Source organism: Cyanobium sp. L1E-Cus (assembly GCF_024345755.1).
Taxonomy (GTDB): Bacteria; Cyanobacteriota; Cyanobacteriia; order PCC-6307; family Cyanobiaceae; genus Cyanobium_A; species Cyanobium_A usitatum.
Map to the genome: position 1 here is coordinate 1 of NZ_JAGQBS010000010.1, position 14062 is coordinate 14062.

Genomic DNA, 14062 nt, shown 5'->3' on the forward strand with positions numbered 1-14062 from the left:
GGTGTCCATGGCGCAGTGGAACCACTCCGATCCATCTCGAACTCGGCTGTGAAACGCTGCAGCGGCAACGATATTTGGGGGGCAGCCCCCTGAGAAAATAGCTCGATGCCAGGTAAAACATTCATCCCAATAAATTGCCCCAACTTCTTGAAAGAGGGTGGGGCAGTTTACTCAAAAGCCACCCGAAGGGGTGGCTTTTTTGTTGGTTAAGCTTCTTGGTGGGGCTTGGTGACTACAGCGTCTGCGTCTAGTGTCCATCTAGTTCCAGATGGTGGCTAGGTAGTGCGTTCACGAGCTCTCCGGGTCTTGGGTAGATGGGATGGTGCTCAGAGGCAAGGTTTACTGCCCTTTTGGTTGGCTTATAAGTTGTGGCTGAAGCTCGACTGTGTTGACCTCAGTGCTGCTTTCGCATATCACAGTCTTCAGTCTTTGTTCCCCGTACTTCTGATAGCACTTTCCATTGCGGCAAGGTTGCTAGGTGGGGATGAGGGTTTGGTTGAAAGATTGTTGGTAGTCGTTTCGGAAATCTTACCTAGTTCGGCGATGCCGATTTTCTCTTCCACATTGTCAGCTTTTTTAAGGCAAGGATTTGGGGCTGGAATCCTTGGTGCCGTTGTATTGATTTTAACGGCAAGCAACGCCTATCTTACTTTGCAGCGTGGTGCTGATCGTCTTTGGTGGAATCGCCCGGCTGGGCTTGAAGATTTGCCATGGAAGCGTTTGGTAGTCCGTTATCTGCGTTTGCGTATCAAGGCTTTCGGTCTTGTTTCATTATTCGCTCTTTTTATTGTGGTGGATCAGGCTTTCACCAGCATGCGACTGCTGGGTTCGGCAAGCTTGTGGGCCCGTGCCCTAGAGATTTTGCCCATGGCTCGCGATTTGCAGCGTCCCGTGTCATCAATTCTGGATTTGCTTATTTCGTTGCTGATTGCTATTGCCTTAGCCATGTTGTTGTTGTGGGTATTGCCATCGCGTCGTGTCGCTTGGCAGCCTCTGTTCCCTGGAGCGCTTTTAATAGGTTCAACTCTCACCATCCTTAATTTGGTGCTTGGGCGCATTCTGTTGGCAGTAGGGGTGCGCTTCCAAGCCTATGGATTGGTGGGCGGTGTTTTGTTGTTGAGTCTTTGGGTTTGGTTGGTTGGTGTCATCCTGTACTACGGTCAGTGTTTGTGTGTCGTCCTGGAACGGCGCCAGCGCGTCAGGATGGATGCATCTGCCCCAATTGAGATCAGCTGATGGAGCGATCACGTACCTGGCTCTGGTTGCTGTTAGCGCTCTTGCTGCTCCTTGCTCCCGGTCCGGCAGGGCGCTTCGTGCTCGATCTTCTCGGAGGCATAACCTTGCTCCTGGTGCTGTTGCCCCTATTGCTGGGAGCGGCTGGCTTTGTGGCTTGGCAGGTGATTCAAAGAAGATTGCGTACCTGTGATACTTGTGGTTTCACCTCCATGGAGAAGGAAATTTGCCCAGCTTGTGGAGGTGCTTTTGCCGCGCCTACGGAGGGTGCAGAGCCCAATGAACAGTTTGATGTTAGTAATGTCACCATTGATGTACAGGTCGTTAGTGAAGACGACCCGACTTCTTGAGCTTTTCGCTAATTACTTACTGCTAATTACTTACCGCTATTTCCTGGCCGGTAGTCTTAGGCTCTTGGTCGCGCGCTATTTCCTCCAGGCGGCGCTCTCGTAAATACAAGAACAGTGGGGCTCCACATGCGAAGGCCAATGTTACGCAGCTGAGCAGTACCCAAGGCAGCCCTCGCATCTGCAGGCGCTTGCTCTCCTGCACAATCCAAATCACTACTGCCGTTGCTCCTATTGCTAGGTCTCTTGATAGGGAACTGGCGGCTGGATTTGCATTTGCAAGACGGACAAACATGCCCAAGTCGAAGCTTGATCCGTATTCCCTGATGAAGTCAACGTTTGCCAGCCAGGGCAGTACTGCACCGCTGATCGCTAAGGCCAGATACAGCCATTTCAAGGTTGAATTGCCCTGAATGGCGGTGGTGGTGTTGCTAGAGCTGTTTTCGGAATTGGCTGCCATGATTTGAGGTGGTTCTAGGTGAGCTCTTTAAAGGGGACTACAGCGTTATCTCCTTCCTGCCACAACATCACTTCCTGTTCCACATGGGCGAGTACCGCTTCACAGCGATTCAGGTAGGCGCGGGCTTGCCGGTATAAGCCTGTCATTGCTTCGACATCCAGATCCGTGGCTTGCAGGGCTGATAAGGCCAGTTGAAGGGCGGTGTGGGCTTCGTTGTATGAGAGATCGGCGCCAATGTTTTCGATGCTTTCATTTTCTTGTGTTTTGCTTGTGGCTTTTGCTTTAGGCATCGTTCAGGGCTTCGCCTCCGGAGCTTGATGCAGAATCTCGCGCACCACGGCGCTCGCCTGCCCATCTGTGAGTTGGGCGATGACTTCGCCGCCTTTTTTAAGTTGCTGCACGGAGCGCACCACAACCCCTTTGCCATCGCTCAGCAAGCAGAATCCTCTCTTGAGCTGGTGTGCGGGCGAAAGTGCTTGCAGCAGCTGCTGGGCATGCCCCAGGGCCTGGCGACGACTGGTCAAAAGGGCGAGGGGATTTACCCCCGCTAGTCGTTCCCGATCCCGAGTGAGTCGCTGACGCTCTCCCTGCAGTCTCAGTTGGATGAGTTGCTGCAGATGTCTCCCCTGCTGCTGCAGTGTCTGCACCGCTACGCGGTGATCTGGCAATAGGGCCACCAAGGCAGCGGTGGGGGTGGCGGCCCTGTAGTCCGCCACCAGGTCTGCAACGGTGGTGTCATCTTCGTGGCCAATGCCGCTGACCACGGGCACTGGGCAGGCGGCTAAACACCGCGCCACCACTTCGTTATCAAACACGGCTAGGTCTTCGCGGCTGCCGCCACCTCGGCCGATCACGATCGCATCGATGCCCAACCGCTCCACTTGAGAGTTCAGTTTTTCCAGGGTCCGGCAGATGGCTTCGTGTACGGGGCCTTGTACTGGTATAGGCACCACGACCACAGCTGTCGCCGGCCAGCGTTCGGCGCTGGTGCGCAGCATGTCGGCCAACGCGGAGCTCGGACAGCTCGTGAGCAGGGCAATGCGCCTTGGGAAAGCGGGTAGGGGGCGCTTGCGGGCTTGATCCAGCAACCCATCGAGGGCCAGCCGCTCCCGCACCTGTTCGAACTGACGCAGGACCGAACTCAGGCTTGGCCTGATGTCCAGAGCCTGAACGCAGAGGCTTGCCCGGTTGCTCCAAAAGTTGAGCTTGCCCACCACTATGACCCCATCTCCGTCTTCGGGAACGAAGCTGAGCTTCGCCAGCTGGGAAGCCCAAACCACTGCCGAAATTGATGCCTGCTCGTCGACCAGGGTCATCCAGAGATGTCCCTTTTTGAGCTGGGGCCTGCTCACGGTTGCGTCAAGCAGAAACCGAGGTGCAAAACCGCGCTCTAGCAGCGATGCGACCGCGCCATTCAGTTCTGTCACGCCGTAGCGCGGTATGCCTGAAAATTCACCGGCCGCAGTCACGGCTGGATCTGCCGGTAGCAGATCCACCAGTAGAGGCTCACCAGGCCTGCTATCAGCGCTACCGATCGCCCAATCGGATGGTCAACGCGGATCAGCCCTGCGACGCAGATCACTAGGGCGCTGCTAAGCAGGCGCGAGCCATCACGACGGTTGTTGACGTAAAAGCGGGCCAAGGCAGCCTTGCCGGAAAGTTCCAGTTTGGGGCAGGCAGGTGCCTTATTGCCCCATGCCCCTCAGGCTCGATGACTCCCCTGTTGCAGCCTTGCTTTGGTAAGGGCCGTCGCCGGGGCTTGGCACGGGTCTTCTGGCCAGGGGTGACGGGGGTAGCGCCCGCGCAGCTCCTTGCGCACTTCCGGATAGCTGCGCTCCCAGAAGCCCGCCAGATCCTGGGTGATCGCCGCCGGCCGGCCGGCCGGTGTGAGCAGGTGCACGGTCACTGCTAGCTGACCTGAGAGCACCATTGGGTTTGTGCGAGCGCCGAATAGCTCCTGCAGCTTTACCGCCAGCACGGGCTGGCCGCTGCTGTAATCGAGCTTGACTTGGCGGCCAGAGGGCACGGTCAGGGCTACTGGCAGCAGCTGATCGAGTTGGGGACGCATGCTCCAGGGGGCGTCACCCCAGAGGGCTTCGCCTAGGGGTATTCCCTGCAGGTCGTCGCGGCTGCGGAGGCCGTTGAGGTGGGGGCCGAGCCATTCGTCTAGTTGTTCCAGTAGCTGCTGGGGGCTGCAGTCGGGCCATGGGGCTCCTAGGTGCTGGTGGGCCAGGCTGAGGCGTTGCTGGAGTTGGCGGCTAACGGGATCCCATGGCAGAGCCTCTAGTCCCAGCTGCCGCAGGCCCTCAAGTAGGGCGCTGCGAATCAAGGCCGGTTCTGCTTCGCTCCAGCTGCGGCGCTCAAGCACCAGCGCCCCTAGTCGCAGGGAGCGTTCGCAGCGCACCCGTTGACCTTCTCCATCCCAACGCGCCTCCACCGCGATATTTCCTTGTCCGCCGGGCTGCTCCGCCAGTTGCCGCAGTTGCCCGATATCAATGGGGATCGCTAGCTGGATGCGAGCGTCCTGGCCCTGGCCGTCAAGCTGGGCCACTGCCAGAGCAGTGCAGGCCACTAGGGGATCGTCTGCATGGAGCACGGCGCCGCGGCCGCCACTGAGTAGGTAGCGGCCAGGCTTGCCTGCTCTGGCTAGGGCTAGCCGCTCGGGATAGGCGGCGGCAACTAGCGAGGCCGCCGCTTCCGACAGGGTTACGGATTGGCCAACCGGCATTGCAGCTGGAGGACTGGAACTAATACCACCTAGCTGCCTGACCTGGCGCTGCAGCTGGCTTTGCAGCTGACGCAGCCGGCGCTGGGAGCTATCTCCAGGGCGGTTTTCACCTAGCCAATCAAGCCGCCGCAGCAGGTCACTGCCGGCCTCCTGACGGTTGAGGGGATCGCGCTCGCTCAGCAGCACCGCCAGGCCGCAGGCCAGCTCCAATTGGCCTAGTTGCTCGCCCAGCAGTAGCAGCTGGGCGAGGCGCGGATGCACCCCCAGCTGGGCCAGGCGCTGCCCGTGGCTGTTCAGCCGTCCGGTGGCTGCCAGAGCACCAAGCTGGTCGAGCTGCAGACGGGCCTCCTTTAGGGGTGCAGGCGCTGGTGGGTCGATCCAATGCAGGTCCCTGCCAAGGGGATCGCCCCACTGGGCCAGTTGCAGGGCCAGGGGCAGGGGATCTACTTCGAGCAACTCCGGTGGATCGAAAGCGGGACGACGCTGCTGTTCAGCGGGCGACCAGAGGCGCAGGCAGCGACCTGGACCCAGGCGCCCGGCCCGGCCGGCCCGTTGATCAGCGCTCGCTTGGCTTGCGGGTACGGTGACGAGGCCATCAAGTCCACTTCCGGGATCGAAGCGGTTGCGGCGGCTCAGACCACTGTCGAGCACCAGCGTTACCCCGGCCAAGGTGAGGGAACTCTCAGCGATGGAAGTGGCGAGCACCACCTTGCCCGCGGCGTTGCTGGCCGGGCCGATAGCGCGGCCCTGGGCCTCCAACGGCAGGTTGCCGTGCAGGGGAACGCACTCCACGCCCTGATGGCTGGGCTTTCCCCAGTCGGTGGCGGCGATCGCCCTGCTGCAGTCCTGGATCTCCCTCTGCCCGGGGAGGAAAACCAGCACGGTTTCGCCGTCGCCGCGCGGCTCTAGCCATTGCTGCTCAAGGGCGCGCACCACCTGTTGCGCCAGCCTTTCGCCTGGTCGCGGTGGCTGGTGGCTGATTGCCACCGGATAGCAACGCCCTTCGCTGGTCAGCACAGTGGCCCCAGGCAGCTGCTCCGCCAGCGGGGCCAGGTTGAGGGTGGCAGACATCAGCACCAGCCGCAGCTCTGGCCTCAGTAGCTCCCTGGCCTGACGCACCAGGGCAAGGGATAGGTCGGTGTCGGCGCCGCGCTCGTGGAATTCGTCAAAAATCAGGCAGTCCACCCGATCAAGGCCAGGATTTGCCTGCAAGCGCCGCAGAAACAGGCCGTCTGTGAGCACCTCCAGTCGGGTGGCGGCTGAGATGCAGGATTCGAGCCGCACGCTGTAGCCAACTTGCTGGCCGAGGGGCTCACCGAGCTCGGCCGCCAGCCTTTGGGCTGCCGCTTTGGCTGCCAGGCGACGGGGTTCCAGCATCCAGATGCGGCCAGATGCGGCACCCGGCTTGCCCGACTCCAGGTTGAGTCCTGCTAGCAGAGCCAGGGGCACACGAGTCGTTTTACCTGCTCCAGGGGGTGCCTGGAGCAGCACGGTGGCACCGGGCCTGCAGGCTTCGAGCAGCGGCGCCAGCAGGCCGTCAATCGGTAGCGGGGGCGTTGGCAGGGGGCTGTCCTTGTGGAATCAGCGCACGTGGCGAATGCCATCTACCGGGTGGTAGGCCTCGCCTGTGAGCTCCTCGTAGACGATCGCCGGTAGGCCGGTTTCAAACATGGTTTGCAAGGCCTCCTTGAGGTAAGGATTCCAGCCCCCGGTGCTCACCTTGCCGTGGCGAACAGTCCAGTCCCAGGTGCCTTGCAGGTCCCTGGGGATGCGCCCCTCTCGGTCGCGACGGGCCACGAGATCCTGAGATTCAACCAGGCCTACCAAAATTGGATCCCTGCCGTAGGCAGGCGTGATGCTCAACTCCAGCCGAATCGGATCTTCCTTGATCAGCTTGAGGCGAAAACGAGGTGGCAGTTTGAGACTGGTCAGCACTGCAGCCACTATTCGGGTCCGTTGATCCACCTTCTGTCTCCGCTGAAAAACGCTTGCTCAACGGAGAGCCTATTCAGCTGAGGTCACCTGGGTAAGCAGCTTGCTCGTTGTCGCCGCTGAAGCGGACGGTTAAGAGGTCTTCCTGGGTGATCTGACCATCTGAATCAAGCAGCTCCGGATGGATGGTGAGTCTGCCGGTGCGGTCGTGATTGGACCTGATTTCGGGTGCTTGTGCTGCTGGCGTACCCATGGCATCTCGATCACCGGGACGGGGAATGGCGCGGAATCCTTGGCCCATCACCCTGAAGGCTTGCCATAGCAGAGCCACAAAGCAGGCCCCGTAGAGCAGGGGTAAAAGCTGGGAGAGCACAGTGTTCATGGCCTTAAAGCTGGCCTCAGATAGATGGTTGCGTGTCGCAATTCCATCATTGCCTGGAGCGAGCCGTTTGGGGATCAACGACTGCAACCTCTCCAGTATTGGCAACCATCCAGGCCCACAAGGTGCTGCAAGCGGCACCGAAGGCGAGAAAAGCAATTAGCAGTCGCCCGGTGTCCATGGATTGAAAGATTTGTTTACCAATATTAGGGCCGATCCTGATCGCCCGTGGCGGCTTGCCTGGGAGGGAAATCCCGCTCTAGGTAGTCGCTGGCTGGTTGCTTACGTTTTGACTAGTTGAGTCCTGTAGTGATGGCTGATTCGCGGGCCTTGCCCTGGCTGGGTTCAGGGCTGGTGCTGATGGCTCTACTGGCACCCCCGGCTCCCTGGCCAGGCGCTGCCGCCCTCGCCCAGAGTGCAACTTCAGTCAGCCTGAACCGCCAGTCATTTGTGGCGGCTGCTGTTCGCCGTGCTGGACCCGCGGTGGTGACCATTGACACGGAACGGACCGTGGCTGCCTCAGGTAATGCTTCGGGAGGCTTGCCAAGAGGGCTGCTCAACGACCCCCTGTTTCGCCAATTTTTTGGCATGCCCCAGCAGCAACAGCAACCCTCTCAGCGCACGGAGCGGGGGCAGGGAAGCGGCTTTATTTTTCAGGCTGAGGGCCTGATCTTGACCAATGCCCACGTGGTGGAGAAATCAGACCGGGTGACCGTGGGACTGCAGGGCGGTCGTCGGGTTGAAGGCACGGTTGTCGGTCTCGATCGCCTCACGGATCTGGCGGTTGTGAGGTTGGCGGGCAGCGGCCCCTGGCCAGTAGCGCCCTTGGGCAACTCCGACAGCCTGCAAGTTGGCGAGTGGGCAATTGCCGTAGGCAACCCTTACGGGTTGGACAACACCGTGACCATGGGGATCATCAGCAACCTCAACCGCAATGCCAGCAAGCTGGGCATCACAGACAAGCGCTTGGATCTGATTCAGACCGATGCAGCAATCAACCCGGGCAATTCAGGTGGGCCGCTGCTGAATGCGGATGGCGAGGTGATCGGTATTAATACCTTGGTGCGCACCGGGCCTGGTGCGGGTTTGGGATTTGCCATTCCGATTAACCGGGCCCGCAATATTGCCCGCCAATTGCTTACCTCTGGCCGTGTCAGCCACCCATTTATCGGCGTAAGTCTCGACGGGGTTCTTGCCGGTGATGGCACTGGGCTGAATCAAGGGGTGCGGGTGATGGCGGTGCAAGCTTCCGGGCCAGCGGCGCGGGCAGGCCTGCAAAAGGACGATGTAATAGTCGCCGTGGATGATCAGCCCATCGCTAGCCCCTCCCAGCTGGTGACAGCGGTGGAGAGGGCGGGGGTGGGAGGAAGCTTGGAGCTTCGGCTGAATAGGGCCGGAACATTGATGCGGTTGACGGTTATTCCAGCCCAATTAGCCCCAGCCCCCTAGGCCTCCTGCCCCCAAGGACTACCCAGGCTTGGCGAAACTTGGGTAGGTGCACCTAGTTGCTGACGCATCACCCACTGGGTTGCCGCCTTTTGGCTATGCCAGGCCTGGAGTAGCTGCTTGGCAATGCCTTGCAGGGTCTGGGGATCGGCGGTGGCTTCAATAGCCCGGTTCATGCGCTCCAGCTCAAACTGCTGGCCGAGGCTGAGGGCGAGTGGTTCAGACATGGCACGCACCACAGGTAACTATTTGCCCCCTAACGCTACAAACTGTTTCATTAGCTTGCGTAGCGGTTGCGACAGGGCGCTTTGCCTGTGCTGATTTGCTGTTGCGCGGTGATGGGCTGGCCGACGTCTGAGCTCAGGGCTGTTCGCGTAGCTCTTCAACGCAGCGCGTCACGCAGGCGCCGTCATCCAGGGAGCAGGTGGTGATGCATTCGAAATACGCCTCCAAAGCGTCGCCTTGGCGGCCATTGTCTTGATGGCCGGCGACGTGATAGCTGGTGCCCTGGGCGTTGGGGCCCATCTGTGGATTACCCATGATCTCCTGCGGTGGCGACTCCTTGTCAGCCTATGCACACCAAACCAATGGGGCTAGTGAAATGAGTCTTCCTGCCTAAGCGGCGGTGAAGTTCTGTGTACCCCCTGAGGCAGGGACCGCGGGCTGGGCTGCTCAGCTGGATTTTGACTGGGATTTTCGAGACGCCTGCTTGGCCTTGTTGGCGGCCTGTTTTGCCGTTTTGCGTTCTGCTTCTTCGGCCTGCCGGGCCAGGCCAGCTTCCTCCTCTTTCTTGGTGAGGTAATAGGAATAATCGCCTCGGTAGAGCACCAGTTGGCCATCCCGGATCTCCACGATCCGGTTGGCCACCCTGGAGATGAAATAGCGGTCGTGGCTCACCAGCAAGGCCGCACCCTCATATTCGATCAGCGCGTCTTCCAGCATCTGCTTGGCTGGAATATCAAGGTGATTGGTGGGCTCATCCAGAACTAGGAGGTTGCAGGGGCTGAGCAGCATTAACGCCAGCGCCAGCCTGGCTTTCTCTCCTCCAGAGAGTTTGCCGGCCTCCTTGAATACGCTTTCGTTGCTGAAGCAGAAGCTGCCTAGTAGTGAGCGCACTTGGGTCTGAGTCCAGTCGGGCACTACCTCGAAGATTGTGTTGATCACGGTTTTGGAGAGGTCTAGGGCTTCGGCCTGGTTCTGCTCGAAGTAGTTCGCTATCACGTTGTGCTCCCCGAGGCTGGCGCAGCCGTCCTCGGGCTGTTCGCTGCCCATGATTAGGCGCAGCAGGGTTGATTTGCCGGCGCCGTTGGGCCCGACAAAGGCGATGCGGTCACCCCGTTCCACCTCCAGCTCAGCCCCTAAAAACAGAATCTGCTCGCCGTAGCTGTGGGTCAGGTTTTTGATGTCTGCCACCACGCGCCCAGAGCGTGGTGCTTCGGGAAAGCGGAATCGCGGCCCGCCGACACCTTCGAGCGGAGCTTCGACCCGCTCAACCTTCTCCAGCAGTTTCTCCCGGCTTTTGGCCTGGGTGGAGCGGGTGGCACTGGCCCGAAAGCGGTCGATGTAGGCCTGCTGGGCTCCCAGTTCCTTTTGTTGGCGATCAAATGCGGCCTGGGTTGCTTCGCGCTCCAGGACTTTCTGCTCTAAGTGCTGGCTGTAGTTGCCCAGGTAGGTGCGCGATACCCCCCGTTCGGTCTCCACTATCTGGTTGCAGACCCGATCCAGAAAGGTGCGGTCGTGGCTGATCACAACTAGGGCCGCGGTCTGTTCGACCAGATAGCCCTCGAGCCACTGGATAGTTTCAACGTCCAGATGGTTGGTGGGCTCGTCGAGCAGAAGCAGATCCGGTTCCTGGAGGAGGATTTTGCCGAGGGCGATGCGCATCTGCCAGCCGCCGGAATAATCCCCCACCAGCTGTTCGGCTCCCTCGGGGCTGAAGCCAATGGTGGGGAGCAGTTTGTCGATGCGGGCGTCGAGCTCGTAGCCGTGCAACGCTTCGAAACGGCTGTGCAGCCGGCCTAGCTCGTGGATTAGCTCGTCGAGATGGTCCGGGTCGTTGGCGGCCTTCTCGCTGGCCATCTCGTGCTCCAGCTGGTGCTGGCGGATCAGCACTTCAGCTGCTTCGCCGAATGCCTGGAACAGCTCCTCTCGCACCGTGCGGGCTGGATCGACGTCGAATTCCTGTTGCAGGTAGGCAATGCGGGGTTCGCCTTGCTTCACCACCAAGCCACTGCTGGGCTCTTCCAGCCCGGCAATGATCTTCATCTGGGTGGACTTGCCAGCTCCGTTGACGCCCACCAAGCCAATGCGGTCTCCAGGCCTCACCTCCCAGGTGACATCCCGCAGCACCTCGCCAGTGGGATAAATCTTGCCGAGGCGTTCGAGGCGGAGCACGGATAAGGGTCTAGGGACCAAGTCCATCATCCCTGGCGACCCGTCTGCCGGGGGGGCGGCTAGGCAATCATCTGGTGCAGACTCGTCTCACCTGCATGTGTGATTGCCATGATCAAGCGCCTTGAGCAGGTGGCTGCTCTGGTTGTCGCAGCTGGTCTGGCGCTAGTGAGTTACTGGCTCTTTTTCAGCTGGGCAGGTGGGGAGCGTGATCAGCGACAACAGCGCCGCACTAACTCAGAGCCCCCCGCGAGCCTTCACCAGCCACTGCTTGCTGACGCTGTCATCCAGGGTGGAGATGTAGGTGCGGATCTCTTGGGAGGTGACCGGCAAGCCGAACTGCTGGCCCAGCTCAATGATTCGGCTAATGGCCCCGGAAGGATCCTGTAGGGCCTGGCGGAACAGCGCTTGGGTTAGGTCGTGGTCGGCACTGATTTGGGCGTAGAGCTCAGCAGCATTGTTGGCATGCAGAGGTCGTTCAGCGTCGTCTTGTAGGGCGTCGACTCGTAGGACGTCGACTCGTAGGGCGTCGTCGTTGCTGGCGGTCATTGCTGGCAGCAAATTAGCTGAATTTTAAATCGAATCGGTTCAGGCGGCTAGCTGGTTTTCGCCTTGCTCAGGTGTGCCACAGGCTGAGGCATCTTCCATACTGCGGGCATCTAGGCAAAGCACTTTGCGGAGCTCGGCGTAGTTGGCTGCAAGTGCGCCTCTTCCCTCCTGCTGGGCGCCGTATTCGGCCCGCTGCAGAACGTGATGCAGGTGGGTGAGCAGGTAGGTGCTGATTACTGCGGAGACGAGCACATCGCTCCGTTCGGCTGTCCGGCGCTTGCGGCCCTGGGCAGTCGAGGCAGGGGTTGAGGTGCTTGGGGTGGAGGAACGGGGCACGGTGTGCACCTCCGATGGGATGGTTGCCTTCAGCATAGTCTTGGATACTACCCTTGTGCATCTCTGTACACTGATTGGTATCTGAGGGGTATGGGCTGGGGATTGCAAGCTCCAGCTCTGCCCCTCGCTCACCAGTGGTCAGCACCACTGCTTCGCAACTCCGTGGCCACCCGGCAGACCTCCTCGAGTGGCAAGTCCAAATCACCTCGCATTCAGGTGGTGTTGCCCGAGGAGCTCTGCCAACAGTTGGCTGAATTCGCGGATGCCGAGTCCCGCACGGTGAGCAACATGGCCAAGGTGCTGATCCAGCAAGGTGTGGAGCGGCTGCAGCAGGCCCAGGCCAGCCAGGCTTCCCCGGTTCAGGCGGGTTTCCGGGCTGAGTTTTTTCGTCAGGAATTGGAGGCCAGTCAGGCCCAGAAACCCCAGCGCCTGCGCGGAGCTCCCCGCAGGGTTCGCTTGCACCGACCGGACTGAGGACGGGCGCACAGCCCCAGCACGGCGCCGCCGCTGGCGCCGGTGACTGAGGGCAGATTCCCCTGATGCCCCAGGGCGTGCCACCAGGCCAGCAGGGCGAAGGCCAAGGCCTCTCTCTCTGCCTCGCCGATGCCAAATTCCGCCAGCGGCCGCACGATCAGGCCGCGGCAGCGGCGTTGCAGTTGTTCTACTAGCAGGCTGTTGCGGCAGCCACCGCCAGCCACCAGCAGCTCGATCGCTTGGGGCCCATGGCCCAACTCCTGGGCTACAACCGCGGCACTGAAGCCGGTCAGGGTGGCTAGGGCATCCGCCGCGTCTCTCCCCTTGACTTCGGCCAGCCGGCGCTCCAGGTCTGCCTGGCCGAATAGCTCTCGACCGGTGGACTTCGGCGGTGGGCTCTGGAAATAGGGCTCAGTTAACCAGCGTTGAATCAGGGCTTCATCCATCTGTCCCTGGCGGGCCCAGGCCCCATCAGCGTCATAGCTCTGCAGGCCGCCACTGAAGTGCATGGTTGCCAGGTCCAGCAGGGTATTGGCAGGACCACAGTCCCAGCCCCGCACTTGCAGGCAACTTTCGGGCCCATGGGCTGGAGGGATCAGGGTGAGGTTGGCGATGCCCCCCAGATTCAGTACCGCCCGCCAGCCGCCGCAACGACCCAGTAGGGCCTGGTCTGCAGGTGGGACAAGTGGCGCTCCCTGACCGCCAAGGGCCAGATCGGCACTGCGGAAATCGAATACCACCGGCGTAGCCAGCAGTTCCGCCAGCAGCGGCCCTTGAAGTAATTGCCAGCTGGCACCCCGCTGAGCAGCCTGGGGCGGGCGATGCCAGAGGGTCTGGCCGTGGCAGCCAACTAATTTGGCCCTGCCCTGGGGGTCGCATGCTCTGGCGGCGAGAGCTTGCTGCTCGGTCACGGCTTCCGCCAATTCGAGCAGCGTTGAACTATCGAACGATTGGCCTTGTCCAACGCCAATTAGCTGGCGTTGGAGCTCGGCGGGGTAAGGGTTGAAGTGGTGCTTTTCCAGCTTCCAGCGCGGACGTTGGGGCGGCCCGCTGAAGCTGGCCAGGACGGCATCCACGCCATCGGCGCTTGTGCCGCTCATTAACCCCAACACCCGCATCAGCTCAAGCTCACTTGTTGGGCTGGGGGGTCATGCGCAGGTAGGGCTTGATCTCAGTGACGCCCTTGGCAAACTTGGCGCGGGCATCTTCGGTGGAGATTGATGGCACCACTACGCAATCGTCGCCGTCTTTCCAATTCACCGGGGTGGCCACGGAGTGGTTGTCGGTGAGCTGCAGGGAATCAATCACCCGCAGGATTTCGTGGAAGTTGCGGCCAGTGCTGGCGGGGTAGGTGATCTGCAGGCGCAGTTTCTTGTTGGGATCGATGATGAACACCGAACGCACGGTCAGATTGTTAAGGGAGTTGGGGTGAATCATCCCGTAAAGGTCGCTCACCTTTTTGTCGGCATCCGCCAGGATCGGATAATCAACTGTTGTGTTCTGGGTTTCGTTGATATCGCAGATCCAGCCGTTGTGGCTTTCGGCGGAATCCACGCTCAGGGCGATGGTTTTGACGTTGCGCTTTTCCCATTCAGGGCGCAGCCGGGATACCTCTCCCAATTCTGTGGTGCAAACAGGGGTGTAGTCGGCCGGGTGGGAGAACAACACAACCCAGCTGTCAGCGCCGAAGTCGTAGAGATTGATCTGCCCGAGCTGGGAATCCTGGGTGAAATCGGGAACGGTATCGCCGAGTTGGAGGGCCATAGAGGCTGAAAGGGAGGAAGAAA

General features: G+C 60.6%; 18 protein-coding genes and 1 rRNA gene. 5 read left to right on the top strand and 14 right to left on the bottom strand.

Annotated features, from left to right (window positions below; all coding sequences use genetic code 11):
- From rrf to KBZ22_RS10195, 3 genes are all read left to right on the top strand, one after another.
- Positions 1-114, top strand: a 5S ribosomal RNA gene (gene rrf / locus KBZ22_RS10185); the annotation flags it as partial.
- Between the two features lie 252 nt (positions 115-366).
- On the top strand, positions 367-1236 hold the full coding sequence (locus KBZ22_RS10190; protein ID WP_255021885.1) for a YihY/virulence factor BrkB family protein: 870 nt from the start codon (positions 367-369) through the stop codon (positions 1234-1236).
- On the top strand, positions 1236-1583 hold the full coding sequence (locus KBZ22_RS10195) for a hypothetical protein (RefSeq protein WP_255021886.1): 348 nt from the start codon (positions 1236-1238) through the stop codon (positions 1581-1583). The genes KBZ22_RS10190 and KBZ22_RS10195 overlap by 1 nt, the downstream gene beginning before the upstream one ends.
- Positions 1584-1605: 22 nt before the next feature.
- Here the strand turns inward: KBZ22_RS10195 and KBZ22_RS10200 are convergent, their stop codons facing one another.
- The 7 genes from KBZ22_RS10200 to KBZ22_RS10230 are packed head-to-tail and all read right to left on the bottom strand — an operon-like array spanning position 1606 to position 7082.
- Positions 1606-2040 carry a DUF2834 domain-containing protein gene (locus tag KBZ22_RS10200; RefSeq protein ID WP_255021887.1) on the bottom strand — a complete coding sequence of 145 codons (435 nt, stop codon included), beginning with the start codon at positions 2038-2040 and terminating at the stop codon, positions 1606-1608.
- Between the two features lie 14 nt (positions 2041-2054).
- Complete coding sequence (locus tag KBZ22_RS10205) at positions 2055-2330, bottom strand: exodeoxyribonuclease VII small subunit (protein WP_255021888.1); 276 nt, start codon at positions 2328-2330, stop codon at positions 2055-2057.
- 3 nt (positions 2331-2333) lie between these two features.
- The gene (gene xseA, locus KBZ22_RS10210; RefSeq protein ID WP_255021889.1) at positions 2334-3509 is read right to left on the bottom strand and encodes an exodeoxyribonuclease VII large subunit; all 1176 of its coding nucleotides are present in this window, start codon (positions 3507-3509) and stop codon (positions 2334-2336) included.
- Positions 3506-3682, bottom strand: coding sequence for a hypothetical protein (locus tag KBZ22_RS10215; protein ID WP_254931520.1), 177 nt, complete (start codon positions 3680-3682; stop codon positions 3506-3508). The genes xseA and KBZ22_RS10215 overlap by 4 nt, the downstream gene beginning before the upstream one ends.
- Before the next feature lie 60 nt (positions 3683-3742).
- Positions 3743-6331 (bottom strand): ATP-dependent helicase HrpB, encoded by a 2589-nt coding sequence (hrpB, locus tag KBZ22_RS10220; protein WP_255021950.1) that lies wholly within the window; start codon positions 6329-6331, stop codon positions 3743-3745.
- Positions 6332-6349: 18 nt separating this feature from the next.
- The gene (locus KBZ22_RS10225; protein WP_106632550.1) at positions 6350-6733 is read right to left on the bottom strand and encodes a hypothetical protein; all 384 of its coding nucleotides are present in this window, start codon (positions 6731-6733) and stop codon (positions 6350-6352) included.
- A gap of 43 nt (positions 6734-6776) precedes the next feature.
- Positions 6777-7082, bottom strand: coding sequence for a DUF2973 domain-containing protein (locus tag KBZ22_RS10230; RefSeq protein WP_193486262.1), 306 nt, complete (start codon positions 7080-7082; stop codon positions 6777-6779).
- Between the two features lie 309 nt (positions 7083-7391).
- Here KBZ22_RS10230 and KBZ22_RS10235 point away from each other — a divergent pair, with 309 nt between their 5' ends.
- Positions 7392-8528: a trypsin-like peptidase domain-containing protein gene (locus KBZ22_RS10235; protein ID WP_255021890.1), complete on the top strand. Its 1137-nt coding sequence runs from the start codon at positions 7392-7394 to the stop codon at positions 8526-8528.
- On the opposite strand, the gene KBZ22_RS10240 is transcribed toward KBZ22_RS10235, so the two are convergent.
- The 5 genes from KBZ22_RS10240 to KBZ22_RS10260 form a co-directional block, all read right to left on the bottom strand.
- Positions 8525-8752: a hypothetical protein gene (locus tag KBZ22_RS10240; RefSeq protein WP_106632552.1), complete on the bottom strand. Its 228-nt coding sequence runs from the start codon at positions 8750-8752 to the stop codon at positions 8525-8527. The two genes, KBZ22_RS10235 and KBZ22_RS10240, sit on opposite strands and share 4 nt — an antisense overlap.
- Before the next feature lie 133 nt (positions 8753-8885).
- Positions 8886-9065 (bottom strand): hypothetical protein, encoded by a 180-nt coding sequence (locus KBZ22_RS10245; protein WP_255021891.1) that lies wholly within the window; start codon positions 9063-9065, stop codon positions 8886-8888.
- A gap of 132 nt (positions 9066-9197) precedes the next feature.
- Positions 9198-10949 carry an ATP-binding cassette domain-containing protein gene (locus KBZ22_RS10250; protein ID WP_396111953.1) on the bottom strand — a complete coding sequence of 584 codons (1752 nt, stop codon included), beginning with the start codon at positions 10947-10949 and terminating at the stop codon, positions 9198-9200.
- Between the two features lie 204 nt (positions 10950-11153).
- The gene (locus tag KBZ22_RS10255) at positions 11154-11387 is read right to left on the bottom strand and encodes a hypothetical protein (RefSeq protein ID WP_396111977.1); all 234 of its coding nucleotides are present in this window, start codon (positions 11385-11387) and stop codon (positions 11154-11156) included.
- A gap of 117 nt (positions 11388-11504) precedes the next feature.
- Positions 11505-11837, bottom strand: coding sequence for a hypothetical protein (locus KBZ22_RS10260; protein WP_255021893.1), 333 nt, complete (start codon positions 11835-11837; stop codon positions 11505-11507).
- Between the two features lie 126 nt (positions 11838-11963).
- Here KBZ22_RS10260 and KBZ22_RS10265 point away from each other — a divergent pair, with 126 nt between their 5' ends.
- Positions 11964-12275, top strand: a complete 312-nt coding sequence (locus KBZ22_RS10265) for a ribbon-helix-helix domain-containing protein (RefSeq protein WP_255021894.1) — start codon at positions 11964-11966, stop codon at positions 12273-12275.
- Here the strand turns inward: KBZ22_RS10265 and KBZ22_RS10270 are convergent.
- Both KBZ22_RS10270 and KBZ22_RS10275 read right to left on the bottom strand, forming a co-directional pair.
- Positions 12209-13393 (bottom strand): anhydro-N-acetylmuramic acid kinase, encoded by a 1185-nt coding sequence (locus KBZ22_RS10270; protein ID WP_255021896.1) that lies wholly within the window; start codon positions 13391-13393, stop codon positions 12209-12211. The genes KBZ22_RS10265 and KBZ22_RS10270 overlap by 67 nt on opposite strands.
- A gap of 10 nt (positions 13394-13403) precedes the next feature.
- Positions 13404-14039 (bottom strand): peroxiredoxin, encoded by a 636-nt coding sequence (locus KBZ22_RS10275; protein WP_254942166.1) that lies wholly within the window; start codon positions 14037-14039, stop codon positions 13404-13406.
- Positions 14040-14062 lie beyond the last annotated feature (23 nt).

Bases quoted from the DNA above. Each gene is read 5' to 3' on its own strand.
- KBZ22_RS10195 (WP_255021886.1), top strand. From the start codon at position 1,236: ATGGAGCGATCACGTACCTGGCTCTGGTTGCTGTTAGCGCTCTTGCTG.
- KBZ22_RS10200 (WP_255021887.1), bottom strand. From the start codon at position 2,040: ATGGCAGCCAATTCCGAAAACAGCTCTAGCAACACCACCACCGCCATT.
- KBZ22_RS10205 (WP_255021888.1), bottom strand. From the start codon at position 2,330: ATGCCTAAAGCAAAAGCCACAAGCAAAACACAAGAAAATGAAAGCATC.
- KBZ22_RS10230 (WP_193486262.1), bottom strand. From the start codon at position 7,082: ATGAACACTGTGCTCTCCCAGCTTTTACCCCTGCTCTACGGGGCCTGC.
- KBZ22_RS10235 (WP_255021890.1), top strand. From the start codon at position 7,392: ATGGCTGATTCGCGGGCCTTGCCCTGGCTGGGTTCAGGGCTGGTGCTG.
- KBZ22_RS10240 (WP_106632552.1), bottom strand. From the start codon at position 8,752: ATGTCTGAACCACTCGCCCTCAGCCTCGGCCAGCAGTTTGAGCTGGAG.
- KBZ22_RS10245 (WP_255021891.1), bottom strand. From the start codon at position 9,065: ATGGGTAATCCACAGATGGGCCCCAACGCCCAGGGCACCAGCTATCAC.
- KBZ22_RS10250 (WP_396111953.1), bottom strand. From the start codon at position 10,949: ATGATGGACTTGGTCCCTAGACCCTTATCCGTGCTCCGCCTCGAACGC.
- KBZ22_RS10260 (WP_255021893.1), bottom strand. From the start codon at position 11,837: ATGCTGAAGGCAACCATCCCATCGGAGGTGCACACCGTGCCCCGTTCC.
- KBZ22_RS10270 (WP_255021896.1), bottom strand. From the start codon at position 13,393: ATGCGGGTGTTGGGGTTAATGAGCGGCACAAGCGCCGATGGCGTGGAT.
- KBZ22_RS10275 (WP_254942166.1), bottom strand. From the start codon at position 14,039: ATGGCCCTCCAACTCGGCGATACCGTTCCCGATTTCACCCAGGATTCC.